17 protein-coding genes are annotated in these 14,429 nt (G+C 63.2%); 10 read left to right on the top strand and 7 right to left on the bottom strand.

Annotation, left to right across the window (positions count from 1 at the left end):
- Positions 1–156: 156 nt before the first annotated feature.
- Positions 157–528, top strand: a complete 372-nt coding sequence (locus Q7T45_RS20515) for a DUF3597 domain-containing protein (protein ID WP_304873084.1) — start codon at positions 157–159, stop codon at positions 526–528.
- A gap of 88 nt (positions 529–616) precedes the next feature.
- Here Q7T45_RS20515 and Q7T45_RS20510 read toward each other — a convergent pair whose 3' ends face one another.
- Positions 617–784: a DUF1127 domain-containing protein gene (locus Q7T45_RS20510; RefSeq protein ID WP_304873083.1), complete on the bottom strand. Its 168-nt coding sequence runs from the start codon at positions 782–784 to the stop codon at positions 617–619.
- A 181-nt stretch (positions 785–965) separates the two neighbouring features.
- Entirely contained in the window at positions 966–1,244 is a 279-nt protein-coding gene (locus Q7T45_RS20505) for a GNAT family N-acetyltransferase (protein ID WP_304873082.1), read from the bottom strand.
- A gap of 102 nt (positions 1,245–1,346) precedes the next feature.
- Between Q7T45_RS20505 and Q7T45_RS20500 the strand changes: the two genes are divergently transcribed.
- Positions 1,347–2,291 carry a tetratricopeptide repeat protein gene (locus Q7T45_RS20500; RefSeq protein WP_304873081.1) on the top strand — a complete coding sequence of 315 codons (945 nt, stop codon included), beginning with the start codon at positions 1,347–1,349 and terminating at the stop codon, positions 2,289–2,291.
- A gap of 158 nt (positions 2,292–2,449) precedes the next feature.
- Positions 2,450–2,578: a hypothetical protein gene (locus Q7T45_RS20495; protein ID WP_304741461.1), complete on the top strand. Its 129-nt coding sequence runs from the start codon at positions 2,450–2,452 to the stop codon at positions 2,576–2,578.
- A gap of 22 nt (positions 2,579–2,600) precedes the next feature.
- On the opposite strand, the gene Q7T45_RS20490 is transcribed toward Q7T45_RS20495, so the two are convergent.
- Positions 2,601–3,377: a potassium channel family protein gene (locus tag Q7T45_RS20490; protein ID WP_304873134.1), complete on the bottom strand. Its 777-nt coding sequence runs from the start codon at positions 3,375–3,377 to the stop codon at positions 2,601–2,603.
- Positions 3,378–3,498: 121 nt separating this feature from the next.
- Between Q7T45_RS20490 and Q7T45_RS20485 the strand changes: the two genes are divergently transcribed.
- The 5 genes from Q7T45_RS20485 to Q7T45_RS20465 all read left to right on the top strand — a co-directional run bounded on the left by Q7T45_RS20485 (position 3,499) and on the right by Q7T45_RS20465 (position 8,179).
- Positions 3,499–5,145, top strand: coding sequence for an acyl-CoA synthetase (locus Q7T45_RS20485; protein ID WP_304873133.1), 1,647 nt, complete (start codon positions 3,499–3,501; stop codon positions 5,143–5,145).
- Between the two features lie 3 nt (positions 5,146–5,148).
- Positions 5,149–6,024: a PCC domain-containing protein gene (locus Q7T45_RS20480; protein WP_304873080.1), complete on the top strand. Its 876-nt coding sequence runs from the start codon at positions 5,149–5,151 to the stop codon at positions 6,022–6,024.
- Between the two features lie 727 nt (positions 6,025–6,751).
- Positions 6,752–7,522 carry an AAA family ATPase gene (locus Q7T45_RS20475; RefSeq protein WP_304873079.1) on the top strand — a complete coding sequence of 257 codons (771 nt, stop codon included), beginning with the start codon at positions 6,752–6,754 and terminating at the stop codon, positions 7,520–7,522.
- A 76-nt stretch (positions 7,523–7,598) separates the two neighbouring features.
- A complete protein-coding gene (locus Q7T45_RS20470) occupies positions 7,599–7,886 on the top strand; it encodes a type II toxin-antitoxin system RelE/ParE family toxin (RefSeq protein ID WP_304873078.1) in 288 nt (95 codons plus the stop codon).
- Positions 7,887–7,891: 5 nt separating this feature from the next.
- Positions 7,892–8,179: a HigA family addiction module antitoxin gene (locus tag Q7T45_RS20465; RefSeq protein ID WP_304873132.1), complete on the top strand. Its 288-nt coding sequence runs from the start codon at positions 7,892–7,894 to the stop codon at positions 8,177–8,179.
- A gap of 71 nt (positions 8,180–8,250) precedes the next feature.
- On the opposite strand, the gene Q7T45_RS20460 is transcribed toward Q7T45_RS20465, so the two are convergent.
- The 4 genes from Q7T45_RS20460 to Q7T45_RS20450 form a co-directional block, all read right to left on the bottom strand.
- On the bottom strand, positions 8,251–8,496 hold the full coding sequence (locus Q7T45_RS20460) for a hypothetical protein (protein WP_304873077.1): 246 nt from the start codon (positions 8,494–8,496) through the stop codon (positions 8,251–8,253).
- Positions 8,460–8,627 (bottom strand): DUF4258 domain-containing protein, encoded by a 168-nt coding sequence (locus Q7T45_RS29050; RefSeq protein ID WP_370691325.1) that lies wholly within the window; start codon positions 8,625–8,627, stop codon positions 8,460–8,462. Before Q7T45_RS29050 ends, Q7T45_RS20460 begins: the two co-directional genes overlap by 37 nt.
- 78 nt (positions 8,628–8,705) lie before the next feature.
- Positions 8,706–11,690: an excinuclease ABC subunit UvrA gene (uvrA, locus tag Q7T45_RS20455; protein WP_304873076.1), complete on the bottom strand. Its 2,985-nt coding sequence runs from the start codon at positions 11,688–11,690 to the stop codon at positions 8,706–8,708.
- 252 nt (positions 11,691–11,942) lie between these two features.
- Positions 11,943–12,710, bottom strand: coding sequence for an outer membrane protein (locus tag Q7T45_RS20450; RefSeq protein ID WP_304873075.1), 768 nt, complete (start codon positions 12,708–12,710; stop codon positions 11,943–11,945).
- Positions 12,711–13,196: 486 nt separating this feature from the next.
- Between Q7T45_RS20450 and Q7T45_RS20445 the strand changes: the two genes are divergently transcribed.
- Both Q7T45_RS20445 and Q7T45_RS20440 read left to right on the top strand, forming a co-directional pair.
- The gene (locus tag Q7T45_RS20445; RefSeq protein ID WP_304873073.1) at positions 13,197–13,703 is read left to right on the top strand and encodes a single-stranded DNA-binding protein; all 507 of its coding nucleotides are present in this window, start codon (positions 13,197–13,199) and stop codon (positions 13,701–13,703) included.
- A gap of 200 nt (positions 13,704–13,903) precedes the next feature.
- Entirely contained in the window at positions 13,904–14,302 is a 399-nt protein-coding gene (locus tag Q7T45_RS20440) for a DUF2306 domain-containing protein (protein ID WP_304873131.1), read from the top strand.
- Positions 14,303–14,429 lie beyond the last annotated feature (127 nt).

The raw sequence follows: 14,429 nt of genomic DNA, 5'->3' as shown, positions 1-14,429 counted from the left end.
CAGGAAACCAGAGCAGGCCATGTCGCGAACTGAACCATGAGCGTACTCCCAATCATCCGCGCCGTCGCTCACGCTTCGGTGAATGCTGCATTGGCAAGCCTCGGCGGGGGCGCTAAGGTCCGAACGGGCTGTCCGTAACTCTTTCAGGAGAAAACCATGAGCATTTTCGGAAAAATCATGAGCGCGATCTTTGGCACCAAGGCCGATGCGGCTCCTGCGGGCGGCGGCACGGCTGCCGGATCAGGCGGATCGGCGGCTGCGCCCGCTGCCACCGTCGACGTCGCGCCGATCCTGGACGCTGCGGTAAAGGCCAAGGGTGAAAAGCTGGCATGGCGGACTTCGATCGTCGATCTGATGAAGGCGCTCGATATCGATTCCAGCTTCACCGCGCGCAAGGAACTGGCGAAGGAGCTCGGCTACACCGGCGACAGCAACGATTCCGCCAGCATGAACATCTGGCTGCACAAGCAGGTGATGACGAAACTCGCCGCCAACGGCGGCAAGCTTCCGCCGGAGCTCAAGGACTAGTCCCGGCAAGCCATCGGCGCAGCGTCGCGCGACAGCAAAAGGCCCGCCGAATGGCGGGCCTATTTTGTATGCGAACGAAACGCTGCGATCAGTGTCCGGCGCCGTGCACGGCCATATCCCAGGCCGCGGATCGCAGTTCGCTGCGGTTGAGGCCGATGTCGCGCAGGATGTGATCGTCGAGCTGGCTGATGCTGGTGAGTTGCGATCGATAGCTAAGGTATTGCGCGATGGCGCCGACGAGAGATGCAATGAACATGGCCGATTTTCCAGGAAGTTGAGCATGGGGCACTGGCTGGTGCCGGTGCGCTTTCGTCGCACCGATCCGTTAACTGTTCATTGCGATGCAGCAAGGTCCACGTAGTGTTACGGATGGCCACAGCGCATGGCTGCGTCCCGAGAATTGCCCACCCGGACATAACTCGCGGGTGGCGTTTTGCTCACCCCGCCAGATCCGCAAATTCCGGGTGCTTGCGCAGGTAATCCCCGACAAAACCGCAGCCGGCGATCACCTTCAATCCGTCGGCGCGGATCAGCTGCAGCGCGCCATGCACCAGCTCGGAGGCAATACCGCGGCCGCGCAGCGCGCGCGGCGTTTCGGTGTGGGTGATGACGACGGCCGACGGCGTCAGGCGGTAATCGGCGAACGCCAGTGTGCCCTCGACGTCGAGTTCGAACCGGCTTTGCGCCTTGTTGTCGCGAACGGATGCTGCCGCCATACCTGAATTCTCCCGAAACGATTTCCTTGCCCTCATTTAGGAGCGTGAACCCGCCGATGCAAACCCGCGACTAAGCAGGTGACGCAGGGAGGGATTGCGAAGATGCGTATTTTGGATGGCCTGGCCGCTTCCCTGCTCGGCGCAGCCCTGACGCTGTCACTCCCGTCAGCGGCATCGGCCCAGGGTGAGCCGTCATGGCAGGCGTGCATCGGCGCGACATCCACCCCCGATGACCGCGTGTCGGCGTGCTCGTCGGTGATCGACGCCAGGGCGGAGACCGGCCGCAAGCTCGCGGCGGCGTTTTGCAACCGCGGCCATGGCCTGACCGAAAAGCGCGACCTCGATGCCGCGCTCGCCGATCTCAACGAGGCCATCCGGCTCGACCCGGCCTATCCCTGCGCCCATACCAACCGCGGCCGTGTCTACGCCATCAAGCGCGACCTCGACCGTGCCATGGCCGACTATGACGAGGCGCTCCGCATCGATCCCGGCTTCGCGCTGGCCTACAACAATCGCGGCGACGCCTGGGCCGGCAGGGGCGATCTGGAGCGCGCCTTGACCGATTTCAATGCCGCCATCAAACATGATCCCGCGCTGGCCATCGCCTACGGCAATCGCGGCTATCTCCATTATCGCAAGCGCGACATGGCGCGCGCGATCGAGGACTACAGCGTGCAGATCAGGCTCAGGCCCGATGTGCTCGCCTATATCAACCGCGGCAATGCCTGGCACGATTCCGAACAGCTTGACCGCGCCGCCGCCGATTATGCCGAAGTGATAAGGCTGGCGCCGACGGACGTGCGCGGCTGGCGCAATCGCGGCATGATCCGGCTCTACAAGGGCGACAACAAGGGGGGCCTCGCCGATTACGACAAGGCAGTGCAATACGATCCGGCCGACGTGTTCTCCTGGAACAACCGCGGGCAGGCGAAATTGCGGCTCGGCGACAAGGCGGGCGCGATCGCCGATTTCAGGAAGGCGCTGGAACTGCGCCCGGATCTTTCGACGGCGCGGGCCAGCCTGCAACAGCTTGGGGTGACGCCGTAGCGGCGCTGCCTTCTGCCGCTCCAGGCTTGCGGCAGACCAGAACCGGCATCCGGCGGGCAATCATGGCTGTCCTCATGCCGGCCGGATCAGCCTATAAGCTGTTGGCGCGCACGCGGTCGTCTTGCCGGCGCTGCAGCGCTTCTGGTCTGGAGAACGTCATGACGAGCCAAAAGGGCCCCAACATCAAGAAGAAGCAGAAATGCAAGAATTGCGAGGGCAAGGGCCTGCTGAAGAAGGGCGACAAGGTGGTGAAATGCCAGCGCTGCGGCGGGACGGGCTTGCGCTGAGGATGCCGCCGTCGCGCCGGCGCTAGGACTGGCCCTCGTCGGGAATATTCAGCACCACGCCGCACGCCTTGCAATGCACGGCGTCGCTGTCGTGGCGCTGCAGGCCGCAGGACGGGCAGGGAAATCGGACCTTGTTCGGGTTCAGCAGCGCGCGGGCGAGATTGAAGAACAGGGTCACGCCGAAAATCATGATGACGACCGAGATCAGGCGGCCGAGCGTGCCGGGCAGGGTGATGTCGCCAAAGCCGGTGGTGGTCAGCGCCGTGACGGTGAAATACAGCGCGTCGGCATAATTGCCGATCTGCTCGTTGCGGAATTTCTGGGTCTCGTAGACGATCGCAGTCATCACGAAGATGAATACCGCAAGGTTGGTGACGGCGAAGATGACATCTTCATTGCGCCGGAAGAACGAGCTGTCGGTACGCAGCCGCACCAGCATCTGGTAGTCGCGTAGCAGCCGCAAGGTTCGCAGGATGCGAAGAAAGCCGCCGGCTTCTCCCGCCAGCGGCGCGAGGAACGAGACGATGGCAACCACATCGGTCCAGGTCGAAAAACGGGTGAATTCGCGCAACCGATGCCGGCTGACCAGCAGTCGCGCGGCGAAATCCGAGAGGATTCCGATGCCGAACAGGACGTCGAGCGTCTCGATGATCTCACTGGGGGGCAGGAACGAGGTCGCGATGATGAACAGCACCGTGACGATATCGAACGCCAGCAGGGCATAGCGGAAACGGACGCCGCGCGGCGTCGCGCCTTCGTAGAGGCGGCGGATGCTGCTCTTCAGGGAATGGAAGGTCATTGAAGCGAAGGTCATGGCGACATCTTCATCCGTTTAGGGCTATTATTGCAATCGCGGATCGGCGAAACATCGTCGCCAGATTTGCCATGCAGAAGCTTTCAATTCCGGAGCCGTCCACGTGATCGAACCCGTACCCGCTGCCGCGCCCGCCGGCGGCATCCTGCGCATGTCCCGCCGGGTCATGAACCTCTCTTACATGCTGACGCAAAATGCCCGCCGCCACGGCGACCGCGCCGGCTTCATCTGGGGCGACAGGTCCTGGAACTGGCGCGAGATCGACGGCCACGTCTCGGCACTGGCGGCAGCCCTCGCGGCAAGCGGCGTCGTCAAGGGCGACCGCATTCTGGTGCATTCCAAGAATTGCGACGAGATGTTCTGGTCGATGTTCGCGGCCTTCCGGCTCGGCGCGGTCTGGGTTCCCACCAATTTCAGGCTGATGCCGGATGAAGTCGCGTATCTCGCGACCGCCTCCGGCGCCAGGGCCTTTCTGTGCCACGGCGATTTTCCTGAACATGCGGCGGCCGTCAAGGCGGCGAGCCCGGCGCTCGAATTCACCTGGCGGATCGGCGAGGGCGCCTTCGCCGGGACATCGGTGAGCGAGGTCATATCAGCGCATACGGGTGCCAGGTTCGAAAACACCGCCGTCGAGTATGACGATCCCTGCTGGTTCTTCTTCACCTCGGGCACGACAGGGCGATCCAAGGCGGCGGTGCTGACCCACGGCCAGATGGCGTTTGTGGTGACCAATCATCTGGCCGACCTGATGCCCGGCACCACGGAGAACGATGCGTCGCTGGTGGTGGCGCCGCTGTCGCACGGCGCCGGCCTGCATCAGCTGGTGCAGGTCGCGCGCGGGGTGCCGACTATCCTGCTGCCGTCGGAGCGGTTCGACATCAACGAGGCATTTCGGCTGATCGAGACCCACCGCGTCACCAATATCTTTACCGTGCCGACCATCCTGAAGATGATGGTCGAGCATCCCGCGGTCGATCGTTTCGACCACTCCTCGCTGCGCTACATCATCTATGCCGGCGCGCCGATGTACCGCGAGGACCAGAAGGCGGCCCTGAAAAAGCTCGGCAAGGTGCTGGTGCAGTATTTTGGACTCGGCGAGGTCACCGGCAACATCACGGTGCTGCCGCCGGAGCTGCACGATGCCGAGGACGGACCGCAGGCGCGGGTCGGCTCCTGCGGCTATGAGCGCACGGGCATGCAGGTCTCGATCCAGGGCGACGACGGGCGCGAACTCAAGCCGTTCGAGACCGGCGAGATCTGCGTGATCGGTCCCGCCGTGTTCGCCGGCTACTACGACAACCCCGACGCCAACGCCAAGGCGTTTCGCGATGGCTGGTTCCGCACCGGCGATCTCGGTCACATGGACAACGAGGGATTCGTCTACATCACTGGCCGCGCTTCGGATATGTACATATCGGGCGGGTCCAACATCTACCCGCGCGAGGTGGAGGAGAAGATTCTGACGCATCCTGGAATCGGCGAGGTGGCGATCGTCGGTGTGCCGGACCCGGTCTGGGGCGAGGTGGGCATTGCAGTCTGCGTGGCGCGCGAAGGCTCGGCCGCGGTGAGCGAACTGGAACTGGCCACCTTCCTGGCCACCAAGGTGCCGCGCTACAAGATGCCGAAGCGCTTCTTTTTCTGGGAGGCGTTGCCGAAATCCGGCTACGGCAAGATTCCGAAGCGGCTGGTCCGCGACGAGCTGGAGGCTAGGGGGTTGCTCGACCCTATCCCGCCCGCCGCTGGCGGCCGCTGAGCCATGCGAAGCATCCAGCAGCCCGGCCCGGCGAACCCCGAACGCATCCAGTGGGTCGAAGCCCGCGGCCGCGCCTTCGCCTTCACGCTCGAAGCCGGCCTGCCGCTGCTGGAGGCGGCGCGACGTGGCTTCGCGGCGCAAGGCTTTGCCGGCGGCGTGTTGAACATCAGGAGCGGCGCGCTCGGCCCCTTCGCCTATGTGATGCCGGCGCTGTCGAAGACCGGCGCCAACGCCGCGTTCTACAGCGACACTTTCAGGCCAGCCGGTATCTCGCGGCTCACAACGGGCGCGATGACTCTGGGGCAGCGCGACGGCGCGCCGTTCTTCCATTGCCACGCATTGTGGGTGGAAGCCGATGGCCGTGCCGGCGGCGGCCATATTCTGCCGGAGGAGACTCTTGTTGCCGAACCCTTTGCGGTGGATGCCTTCGGCATCGACGGCGCGATGTTTGTGGCGGAGCCGGACCCCGAGACCAATTTCAAGCTGTTCGGGCCGGTTGCTTCCCCGACCGCTGCCGCCGGGACGACCAGCCGCGCCTTCGCGCTGCGGCTGCGGCCGAACCAGGACTTTGCCGGCGCCCTGGAGACGTTCTGCCGGGAACGCGGAATCATCAACGCCAGGATTCACGGCGGCGTCGGCAGCACCATCGGCGTGCGCTTCGCGGACGGCCGCATCGTCGAGCCGTTCGCGACCGAACTCGCGATCCGCTCGGGGGCCATCGCGGCGAGGCCAGGCGGCACGCTCGAAGCAGAGCTCGACATTGCCGTGGTCGACTACACCGGCGGCCTCGCCGAGGGCCGGCTGACGCGCGGCGACAATCCGGTGCTGATGACGATGGAGCTGGTGCTGGAAGTGGTGGCGGAACGGATGCGCGGCTAGCTTGGCCCACAACCTCCGACTGTCATCCCCCGCGCAGGCGGGGGATCCAGTACACAGTGCCTTCCCGGTTCTGTTACTGTCGTCTCTGGAATACTGGATCGCCCGCCTGCGCGGGCGATGACGACTGAGGGCACGATCAAACTCAAACATGCGCTTATGGTCTCGCGGCACGACGTGCCCGAAGTTTTGCAGATCGTTCGGCCCTCCAATCGAGAGGGCGCAGGGAAGACCGGGTGCGCGCTGCACCCGCGGTCCCGTGTGCAAAATGCACGAGTAAATGCGCACACGAGCATACAGGTTCAGCGGAAACACTCCGGCCTTCCCTGCGCAGTGGCTTTGAGGCTTATACGAGCTCGCCCCGGTGACCGGGCTTTCTTGCCACCGTCGTCCGCGCGCCTGAGCGCGAACTTGACACCAGCGTCGGGGTGCCAGGCCCACACGATTTCGCCATCTGCATCCGCGCCGTTCGTCAAAGGCGCATCCGCGTCCACCGCATCCCACCGCGCGTTTCGTGACGATCGCGGCCGCCCCTCTTGCCGGGTGAGACGGGCAGATATGTACGGGTGATTTGCCCTTCTGAAAAAGCGAAATATTACCCGACGGGTTGATTTGTCGCAGGCGGCGAGGGGTGCCGACCCGGCTCGGCGTGAAACGCCGCGCCGCCGGGGATCTCCTTCCATGCAGGCGGCGTTCCTGTTACGTTCTGAATTCCTGCGGAGCTGAAATCATGGCCTCCAGACGAACCCGACCGATCGATCTGCCCGCGCCATATCTCAGGCGCGTCTGGCTCGAACCGTCGCGGATCGCCGACCGCGCCGCCTATCCGTTCTGCCTGCCGTTCCTGAGCGATGATTTCGAGCTGAGCTTCGATCGCTCGATCACCATCATCGTCGGCGAGAACGGCACCGGCAAATCCACTCCGCTCGAAGGCATCGCCGTGCTCGCCGGCTATGACGAAGCCGGCGGCGGCAAGGGCTATATGCCCGTCGATCATTCCATCGCCATCGAGGCGATGGGCGGCCGGCTCTCCAGCGCGTTTCGCGCCAGCTGGCTACCGAAGGTCACCAACGGCTGGTTCTTCCGCGCCGAGAGTTTCTTCTCCGTCGCCAGATATCTCGACGAAGCAGCCCGCGAACCGCTGAGCGGACCGCCGCCGGATTTCCTCTCCCATTCGCACGGCGAGGGTTTTCTGCGCTTCTTCGAGGAGCGCTGCCAGCGCCAGGGCATCTACATCTTCGACGAACCGGAATCCGCGCTGTCGCCGTCGCGCCAGATGGAGTTTTTGAAGCTGATGCGGCGAATGGAAAATTCCGGCCATTGCCAGATCATCATGGCCACGCATTCGCCGATGTTGATGGCCTATCCGAACGCGCGGCTGTTGCGATTGACAAAATACGGGCTGGAGCCGGTGAGCGTGAAGGAGACGGATCACTACAAGATCATGCGGGAGTTTTGCGAGGATCCGAAGGGGTTTGTCGAGGCGGTGGTGGAGGAGTGATTATTCGTGGGTATAGCGCTAGGAGATGCCCAGTCTATGCCTTGTCATTCACCGTCTCCCGTAGTACGTTCGTGCCATGATCCGCTCGTGGCGAAATTCCGCGACCCGAAAGATTTGGGACGGCGAGCAGCCAAATCAATTTCGCGGGCTGGATTTCGAGGCTGCGATCGATCTGCTGGTGGCGTTGAATGTCGCCAAGTCACTCAACGATCTGAGCCCGTTGAAAAGCGTTGGCTTGCACAAGCTCAAGGGTGATCGCAGGGGGCAGTGGGCGATGACGGTAAACCAGCGTTGGCGTATCTGTTTCGAGTTTCACAAAGGCGATGCCCACGAGGTTGAGATCGTGGACTACCATATAGGTTGACCGTCATGGCTCCTGTCGTACACCCCGGGCGCTTGTTGAAGCGCGAACTGACGGCCCGCAAGCTCAGCGCCAACCGGTTGTCGCTGGACATTGGCGTGCCCTCGGGCCGCGTTACGGACATTCTCAACGGCCGCCGCTCGATTACCGCCGATACAGCAGTTCGCCTTGGACGCTATTTTGGCAACGGTGCGCAGTTCTGGCTCGATTTGCAGGGCCAATATGACATCGGCGTCGTCGAGCGGGAGAAGGGCGCGGAGATCGCCAAGCGCGTGAGGCCGGCAGACGCTGCGTAGGGCAGCAGCAGCGGTGCCCGTAGGCGGAATACGCTGCGCTATTCCGCCCTACGCGCTGCGCGTTTACGCCGTCAGGCCGAAATCGGCGTCAATTCAAACACTCGGCCGTGCTTTGCAGCTTCGGCGATCTCACCTTTGCGCAATGCCAGCCGGACCGCGTCGAGCTTCTTTGCGTCGTCCAGCGAAAGATACGGCGACCAGCCGGTGTCATCCTCGATAAGTTCGACAGGGACTTCCGCCGCGTAGCGGCCTTCATGGATGAGTTTGATTGTTTTTCGGATCATCGTATTTTCCGCCTCAAGAAGTCGGACGACCATCTCTCCTGATCCGACCGGTAGGCCGTCACCATAACTCCGGGTTCTGAGTGATCCTTGGGGATTGCCCAAACCACATGAACCGGCCTTCGCGAGAGATCCCACTGCAGCACGAGAACGCTCGGTCCTCGCATGGCGGCCGGATCGCGCCGCGTTCCGCAAGAGAGCGAATGTGATTGAGGGTGTCGCTCAATATATATCAAGTCCTGCCGCTACTCCGCCGCCTCACTCGCCCCGCGCTTCTTCCTGCTGCCATCCGCCTTCGCCAGCACCGGCCCGAGAAATTTCCCCGTATAGCTCCGCGGCGCCTTCACGATATCCTCCGGCGGACCCCAGGCGACAATCTCTCCGCCGCCGTCGCCGCCTTCGGGGCCGAGGTCGATGACCCAGTCGGCGGTCTTGATCACTTCGAGATTGTGCTCGATCACGACCACCGTGTTGCCCTGCGAGACCAGCTCGTGCAGCACTTCCAATAGCTTCTTGACGTCGTGGAAATGCAGGCCGGTGGTCGGCTCGTCCAGGATGTAGAGCGTGCGGCCGGTGGCGCGCTTTGACAGTTCCTTGGCCAGCTTGACGCGCTGGGCTTCGCCGCCCGAGAGGGTGGTGGCCTGCTGGCCGACATGGATGTAGTCGAGGCCGACGCGGTGCAGCGTTTTAAAAGTTTCGCGGACGCGGGGGACGGCCTTGAAGAATTCGGCGGCTTCCTCGACGGTCATGTCGAGCACGTCGGCGATGCTCTTGCCCTTGAACAGCACTTCGAGGGTTTCGCGGTTGTAACGCTTGCCCTTGCAGACGTCGCAGGTGACGTAGACGTCGGGCAGGAAGTGCATCTCGATCTTGATGACGCCGTCGCCCTGGCAGGCCTCGCAGCGGCCGCCCTTGACGTTGAAGGAGAAGCGGCCGGGCTCGTAGCCGCGTGCCTTGGACTCTGGGAGGCCGGCGAACCATTCGCGGATCGGGGTGAAGGCGCCGGTGTAGGTGGCGGGGTTGGAGCGCGGGGTGCGGCCGATCGGCGACTGGTCGATGTCGATGATCTTGTCGATATGCTCGAGGCCCTCGATGCGGTCGTGCGGGGCGGCGCCCTCGCTGGCATTGTTGAGTTTTCGCGCGATGGCCTTGTAGAGGGTGTCGATCAGCAGGGTCGACTTGCCGCCGCCGGAAACGCCGGTGACGCAGGTGAACAGCCCCAGCGGAATTTCCGCCGAAACGTTTTTCAGATTGTTGCCGCGGGCGTTGATCACCTTGATGGTGCGGCGATGGTTCGGGGGCTTGCGCTCGGGGATTTCCACCGACAATTCGCCGGTGAGATATTTGCCGGTCAGCGATTTCGGATTGTTCATGACTTCCGCGGGCGTGCCCTTGGCGACGATGTTGCCGCCATGGACCCCGGCGCCGGGGCCGACGTCGACGACGTAGTCGGCGAGGCGGATGGCGTCCTCGTCATGCTCGACCACGATCACGGTATTGCCGAGGTCGCGCAACCGCTTCAGGGTTTCCAGCAGCCGCGCATTGTCGCGCTGGTGCAAACCGATCGAAGGTTCATCCAGCACATAGAGCACGCCGGTCAGTCCCGAGCCGATCTGCGACGCGAGGCGAATGCGCTGGCTTTCGCCGCCGCTCAATGTGCCGGAGGCGCGCGCCAGGGTCAGGTAGTTGAGGCCGACGTCGAGCAGGAAGGACAGCCGCTCGCGGATTTCCTTCAGCACGCGCGCGGCGATCTCGTTCTGCTGGGCATTGAGCGCCTTTGGCACGGTCTCGAACCATTCGCCGGCGCGGCGCACCGACAGTTCCGAAATCTCGCCGATATGCTTGCCGCCGATCTTGACGCACAGCGCCTCCGGCTTCAGCCGGTGGCCGTGGCAGCCCTCGCAGGGAATGTCGGAAAAATACTTGCCGAGTTCCTCGCGCGCCCATTCGCTCTCGGTCTCGCGGTAACGGCGGTCGAGATTGGTGATGACGCCCTCGAACGGTTTCTTGGTGTCGTAGGAACGCACGCCGTCTTCGTAGGAGAACTTGATCTCGTCGTCACCGGAGCCGTGCAGCAGCGCCTGCTGCACCTTCTTGGGCAGGTCCTTCCACTTGGTGTCGAGCGTGAACTTGTAGAATTTGCCGAGCGCCGTCAGGGTCTGGATGTAATAGGGCGACGAGGATTTCGCCCATGGCGCGATCGCGCCCTTGCGCAGGGTCAGCTCCTTGTCGGGAATGACCAGCTCCTCGTCGATGTGCTGCTCGACGCCGAGGCCGCCGCAGGCGGGGCAGGCGCCATAGGGGTTGTTGAAGGAGAACAGCCGGGGCTCGATTTCCGGAATGGTGAAACCGGAGACCGGGCAGGCGAATTTCTCCGAGAACAGGATCCGTTCCGCGCCGGTCTTGTCGTGGATTTTGGCGGTCTTCTTGTCGGACTTTTTCTCGGGGGCGGCGGCGGCGGGCGGCGCGTCGGCGTATTCGATCACCGCCAGGCCCTCGGCGAGTTTCAGGGCGGTCTCAAAGCTTTCCGCGAGGCGCTGGCCGATATCGGGGCGGACCACGATGCGGTCGACCACCACGTCGATGTCGTGCGGGAATTTCTTGTCGAGCGTGGGCGCTTCCGACAACTCGTGGAAGGCGCCGTCGATCTTGACGCGCTGAAAACCCTTCTTGAGATATTCGGCGAGTTCCTTGCGGTATTCGCCCTTGCGGCCGCGCACAACGGGCGCCAGCAGATAGAGCCGGGTGCCCTCGGGCAGCGCCAGCACGCGGTCGACCATCTGCGAGACGATCTGGCTTTCGATCGGAAGCCCCGTGGCGGGCGAGTAGGGTACCCCGACGCGGGCCCACAACAGCCGCATGTAGTCGTAGATCTCGGTGACGGTGCCGACGGTGGAGCGCGGATTTTTCGACGTGGTCTTCTGCTCGATCGAGATCGCCGGCGACAGCCCGTCGATCTGGTCGACGTCGGGCTTCTGCATCATCTCCAGGAACTGGCGCGCATAGGCCGACAGCGATTCGACGTAACGGCGCTGGCCCTCGGCATAGATGGTGTCGAAGGCGAGCGAGGATTTGCCGGAGCCCGACAACCCCGTGAAGACCACGAGCTTGTCGCGCGGGATTTCCAGGTCGACGTTCTTGAGGTTGTGCTCGCGCGCGCCGCGAATGGTGATCGCGCGCATGCCGGAGCCGGCGTTCGATTGGCGCTTCGCCCTGATCACTTCATCCATGTCGGCATTCCCAAGGCGCGTACGACGCCGCTAGCGTTCAGGCGCGCATCGCCGGATCAACCGGGACCTTACGCCGATGGGGTGAAGCATGGAACATAGGAAGAACTGCGGCGATTTCCAGCCCCCGCCGCGAATCATCAACCGTTTGTTTTCAGGGCGGATTCGATGGCAGCAGATGGCAGTACCGCGACAAACAAAAAGGCCGGCGCAAGGCCGGCCTTTCGTAGCTTGATCGAGATCGGGTCGGGAAGATCAGTACTTCGCGACGACCGGGCCGCCCCAACGGTAGTTGATGCGGGCGGTAACCAGATCGACGTCCTGACGGATGCGATCGGTGCCGAACAGCGTGCCAGCCGCGGCGGCAACGCCGTTGTTGGTGAAGGTGTAGGTCTTGTCCTGCATGAACATGTGATCGTATTCGACCGCGAACGACCAGTTCGGGGCGAAGCCGTATTCCAGACCGACGCCGACCACGCCACCCCAACGGGTGTCGTCGACATTGTTGGTGACGATCGCATTGTTGGCGACCGCGTAGGAGCGATAGCGATCCGAAGTCACCGCGGCGCCGCCCTTCACGTAGAGCAGGGCGTTGTTGAAGGCGACACCGACCTGGCCGGTGAACAGGCCGAAGGCATCGACGCGGGTGTCGTTGCCGAAAATCGGGTTGAACTGGCTGGTGTTGCGGCCATGGAAATCAGCCCAGTTGCCCTGTGCTTCCAAGCCGAACACCCACTGCGAAGCCTGCCAGCGATAGCCGATCTGGCCGCCGACGGTGCCGCCGGTTGCATCGTGGCTGCCTTCGCCTGCGACGAACACGCCGGCCGGCGTGACGAAGTCCCAGCTCTTGCGGCTCGATCCCCAGCCGCCGTTGACGCCGACGTAGAAACCGCTCCAATCATACATCGCGGCGACCATCGGGGGCGCCTTGGTGTAGGGACGCGCAGCCATGTCAGCGGCGGATGCCGGCGCGGACAGGCTCAACGCAACCAAACCAACAGTACCCAGCAAAAACTTCTTCATCTCAGTGTCTCCGGTTTTAATCCGCTTCCTTTGGTCCCGAAGCGGTTTGAATTTTCGGGGGCGAGCGCCCAAACAATCTCAATTCCAAGAATGACAATATTCGATTCCATAGAAAAAGCCGTCTCCGAAATGCAACACTCGGCCGCGAAGTGAATCGTCGGAAGTTATTGATTTGTTTACGAAATTTTGGAACCTGGCGGGAACCGGATGGAACTTTGGACCCCCGATGCGTCGCCGCCGTGCCGGGATACCGGCGCGCGGGCTGCAACCTAACAATGTGCGGAACAAAACTGGAACATTGCCGGCGGGAATGCTATATGTGGATAACCTTGCGATCCCGAGGGGATCGCAAGGCGCGCGGCAGCTGCGAGCGTATAGGGTCGGGTTCAAGATGGTCCCAAACATGATCCTGAAGGCAATCCCGGAATTAAGCCGGCGGCGTCAGGATCCGGACAGTTCAGTACATTCCAGGAGTGGAGAGCGGCGATGGCGGGAAGCGTAAACAAGGTGATTCTGGTCGGAAATCTCGGCAAGGATCCGGAAATCCGGCGGACCCAGGACGGACGGCCGATCGCCAATCTGAGCGTGGCAACCTCCGAAACCTGGCGCGACAAGGCCACCGGCGAGCGCAAGGAAAAGACCGAGTGGCACCGCGTGGTGATCTTCTCCGAGCCGCTCTGCAAAATCGTCGAGCAGTATCTCAAGAAGGGCGCCAAGGTTTACATCGAAGGCGCGCTGCAGACCCGCAAATGGACCGACCAGTCCGGCGTCGAGAAATACTCGACCGAAGTCGTGCTGCAGGGATTCAACTCGACGCTGACCATGCTCGATGGCCGCAGCGGCGCGGCCGGCGGTGGCGGCAGCTTTGGGCCGGATGAATCCGGCGGCGGCGATTTCGGCTCTGGCGGTCCGTCGTCCAGCCAGCCACCGCGCCGCGTGGCGGCCGGCGCCGGCGCCCGCAACAGCGACATGGACGACGACATTCCGTTCTGATCGCGGCGAGGCATCTGACCGGAAATGCTGCGCATTCCGGTCGCTCACCGTTCGAGCGACAAGTAGCTTTCGATCATGGCCGGGCTCCAGAGTCCGGCCATGATGCGTTGTCGAGCATCGTGCGAATAAACTTGACACTGGAAAGATTGATGTGAATGCTCATTACATCGATCGTCTCCTCTGTTTCGCAGGTGTTTCGAATGTCGCTCGCTCCGCTGTTCGCCGCCGCTCCGGAAATCCAGGTTCATGCCTTCGCCGCATTGGCGGCCTTCGTGCTCGGCGCGGTTCAGCTCGCCGCGCCCAAGGGCACGCTGCCGCACCGGGCGCTGGGGTGGGTCTGGGTCGTGCTGATGCTGGTGATCAGCGCTTCCTCGTTCCTGATCCACGGCATCAAATTGTGGGGGCCGTGGAGCCCGATCCACCTGATCTCGGTGTTCACGCCCGTCATGCTGGTGGTGGCGATCGTGGCGGCCCGCGCGCGCCGTGTCCGCGCCCACAGGATCACGATGATCTCGATCTATGCCGGCGCCCTGATCCTGGCGGGGGTGTTCACGCTGCTGCCGGGCCGGCTCATGCACCAGGTCGTGTTCGGCTCCTGAGGCGCGAAAAAGGGCGGTTCGGGGCGCGATTTTTCCGCTGCTTCGGGTGGCTGGATTCGCCGGCCCGTCAGGCTGCATCAACGGGGCCCTAAGTCCATGAAAAAACGAAGGGAAAAACCGCTGGCGC

The organism is Bradyrhizobium sp. (assembly GCF_030646015.1).
GTDB lineage: Bacteria > Pseudomonadota > Alphaproteobacteria > Rhizobiales > Xanthobacteraceae > Bradyrhizobium.
Note: the sequence above shows the minus strand (reverse complement) of the source record. Positions and strands in the feature narration are given on the sequence as shown.